4 protein-coding genes are annotated in these 3300 nt (G+C 60.8%); all 4 read right to left on the bottom strand.

The window, feature by feature from the left end:
- Positions 1-149: DUF4387 family protein (locus WBB85_RS04480; protein ID WP_432637427.1), on the bottom strand; the 149-nt coding region annotated here is incomplete at its 3' end.
- Positions 146-1504, bottom strand: coding sequence for an acyclic terpene utilization AtuA family protein (locus WBB85_RS04485; protein ID WP_432637424.1), 1359 nt, complete (start codon positions 1502-1504; stop codon positions 146-148). The genes WBB85_RS04480 and WBB85_RS04485, both read right to left, overlap by 4 nt.
- Positions 1497-3002, bottom strand: coding sequence for a tripartite tricarboxylate transporter permease (locus WBB85_RS04490; RefSeq protein ID WP_432637425.1), 1506 nt, complete (start codon positions 3000-3002; stop codon positions 1497-1499). The genes WBB85_RS04485 and WBB85_RS04490 overlap by 8 nt, the downstream gene beginning before the upstream one ends.
- 3 nt (positions 3003-3005) lie before the next feature.
- A partial coding sequence (locus WBB85_RS04495; protein WP_432637426.1) for a tripartite tricarboxylate transporter TctB family protein occupies positions 3006-3300 on the bottom strand: 295 nt, incomplete at its 5' end.

Raw genomic sequence — 3300 nt, forward strand, 5'->3', positions numbered from 1 at the left:
GTCTGGAAGAGGCTGGCGATATGCGCAGTCGGAAGGGCAACGACAAGCGCGTAAGCCTCTGGAGAGCCGCAGAATATGTCGACTGTCATCCAGAACGGTCCGGCGTTCTTGGAGCGGACCTTTTCAACGATATCGCCCAGTCTGGTCATCCGCCGACCTCGATCACGTCAAGGCGGAAGGCATCCATCGGGTTGGCAATTCGCATCACGTGGTTCAGACAGAATTCGTATATGGCGCCGCGTTGCACCTCTGCAGGTGAGAAGGGAAAGGCGAATGTCGGCATTTCCTCTTCCTCGGTCAGGGAATGGTGCAGCAGGTAGGGGTTCAGCATCTTGCCAATCTCTTCGGCCAGAGCCTCGGTCCGGGCGGTGACGATCCCGAGAACGCCGATTTCCGCAGGTGTCACCAGGTTCGCTTCCAGTTCACCAAGGGTGGCATTCTGCCCGATCAGGCGCAATTCGATGTTGAAATCACCACGGGTGACCGAGAGCCGGTCGAGCACCTTTTCCGTCGTGCGACGGTGGATATCGTCGCACCAGTCCTGTGCATGAGCGACATAATGGGCATCGCGAATCAGCGCGAGAGAGATCGTCTGATACCCGGCCATGCGCGCGCCTTCCAGTTTGACCGTGTAACTGTCAGATGGCACCCATTTCGACCCTGTAACGCGAACGCTGCGCTTGTCAGGCGCGGTGTAGGTGGCGCCGGTCACATCCAGATGCCCACCCGGTTCATAAAGTATGAACGGGTCGCTGTTTTCATAAAGCATGTGCGCGGAAACGGTGTGCGGTGTGGCGCGCGCTGTTTCCGACAGAGGCTGAACGGCGAAACCGTCGGCATCGAAATCGACCATGATTACGCCCGACGCGGGGTTCGTGGTGCAGAGCGCACCGCATTCACCGATCTTCGCGCCATGCCACGCACCGCCCGGACTACAGCCGTCGCTAAGGGGTCTTGCAGCGATGATCGCGGTATCGGTCGTGCGGCCCGCGATGACGATGTCGGCGCCGGTGGCTAGGGCGGCCGCAATCTGTTCCGCGCCAGCAAGGGCGACGATGTTGGTACAGCTTTCGATCAGCGCCTCGTCAATATCAGGCGCGGGGGTCAGCGGCATAATCCGACCATCGCGCAGGGCTTGCACAACGGTCTCTGCCGACTGCCCGCTTTTGAGCACTGCGATTTTCAGGCGCTGGCCCGTCGCTTCGGCGATTTCGCGGGTAATGCCGACCAGCCAGTCTACAGCGGAATCCGCCCCGCAGGTGCCGGCGGTGCCTAGGACCAATGGCACTCCGGCGCGCGCCCGCGCCTCGATAAGACCTTGCCACTCGACGCGGGTCGAGGCGCGGGAATATTTGGACACGCCACGCCCGAGATAGCTGGGGCCACTGTCGGTTGAGCCCCCGTCGATGGCGATGATATCGGGCCCGGCGGCGATCCCCCTTTCAAGCGCAGCCTTGTCATAGCCAAGGCCGAGCGCGCCGGAGGGGATCAGGACCCTAGTCACTAATGGCCTGCGGCTTGGTCATGTAACGGCGCAGGAACATCGGTGCGAGGAACCCCAGGACCGCCGCGATGATCAGGCCGACCGAAATGCCGGACGAAAAAAGATATGTCCAGTCGCCTTCCGACAGAACCATGGCGTCGCGCAACTGTTTTTCCATCTGGTTGCCCAGAAGGATGCCCATGATCACCGGCACCGTCGGGACGTCCATCTTGCGCAGGACATAGCCAAGGACACCGAAGGCCACGACAAGGATCAGGTCGAAATAGCTGCCCGTCAGCGAGTAGATTCCTACAAACGAGATCATCGTGACTGCGGGCATCAGGAGCGCCGGGGGCACTTGCAGGATGCGGACGAAAACCTTGACCATCGGCACGTTCATGGCAAGAAGCACGAAATTCGCGATCAGAAGCGAGGCGATAAGGCCCCAGACCACGTCCGGCCGGTCGCTGAACAGCGTCGGACCGGGGGTAATGTTTAGCGTCATCAGCACCGCCAGCAGCACGGCCGTGGTGCCCGATCCCGGGACACCAAGCGTCAGCATCGGCACCAGCGCGCCGCCAGCGGCTGCGTTGTTGCCTGCTTCGGGCGCCGCGACGCCTTTTGCCACACCCGTGCCAAAGCCGCCTTTCTCGCCGGCGATACCCTTTTCCATCATGTAGGTCATGAAGCTTCCGAGCGACGCACCGGCACCAGGCAAAACACCGGCAATGAAACCCAGAAATGAAGACCGAAGCATGGTCCAGCGTGTTGTCCAAATTTCCGCCCAGGGAATCGTCACCTTGCCGAGTGTTATCCCGAGCGCACCGGATTTGCCGTGGCTTTCGATGAAGAAGAACACCTCGGACACAGCAAACAGGCCGACGATGGCGACAAGAAAATCGACACCGTCCATGAGGTGCAGGTTGCCCCCGGTCAGTCGCGGCATACCGGAATTGGGATCCAGGCCAATCATCGCGATCATCAGCCCGAAACAAGAGGCGATTGCGGCTTTTGCCTGATTGTTCGAGGATATTCCACCAAGCGTCGAGAAGGCGAGAACGTAAAGCGCGAAATACTCGGCCGGGCCGAACTGATAAGCGATCCGGCTCAGGAGCGGCGCCAGCAGCATCAGGCCGATGGTGGCCAGGAACGCACCCACGAAGGAAGCCACCCCCGAGATCACGAGCGCGTCCCCTGCCCGCCCGGCCTTGGCCATCGGATAACCGTCAAGCGTGGTCATCAGCGCCGGTTCGTCACCGGGAATGTTAAGAAGGATCGAGCTGATCCGCCCACCATACATGGCGCCGTAATAGATCGCGGTCAGAAGCACCAGCGAGGCGGTAGCGTCGAGCCCCATCGAGAAGGTGAGAGGGATCATGATGGCAACGCCATTCGACGGGCCGAGGCCAGGCAGCGCACCCACGATGGTGCCGATAAAACAGCCGACCACGGCCAGCATCAGGGTCCAGGGCGAAAAGGCGATAGAAAAGCCAAGTTGAAGGTTTGCGAGAATGTCCATGGCTTACCCCAGCAGTCCTTTCGGGAAGGCCACCAGACCGAGGCCGAGTATCATCTTGAAAAGTGCGAAGAGCCCAACGGAAAGGCCAATGCCGGCTATTGCTGCATAGGCCGGGCGCGGCGATATCTGGTAGCTCAGGATACCTGCGGCGATGGCCGTGGGCAGGATGAAGCCAAGCGGTTTCAGCGCATAGGAATAGGCGACCAGAAGCACGACGGAAACCGCCAGCGACAGCACCGTTCGCATTTCTGGCCAGTCGGGTTCAGCGTCCGGCCGAAAGATCATGATGCCGCCGCAC

The sequence above is a fragment of the Albidovulum sp. genome, from assembly GCF_049646345.1.
GTDB lineage: Bacteria > Pseudomonadota > Alphaproteobacteria > Rhodobacterales > Rhodobacteraceae > Albidovulum.

Coding starts and splice junctions, on each gene's coding strand:
- WBB85_RS04490 (WP_432637425.1), bottom strand. CDS start 3,002: ATGGACATTCTCGCAAACCTTCAACTTGGCTTTTCTATCGCCTTTTCG.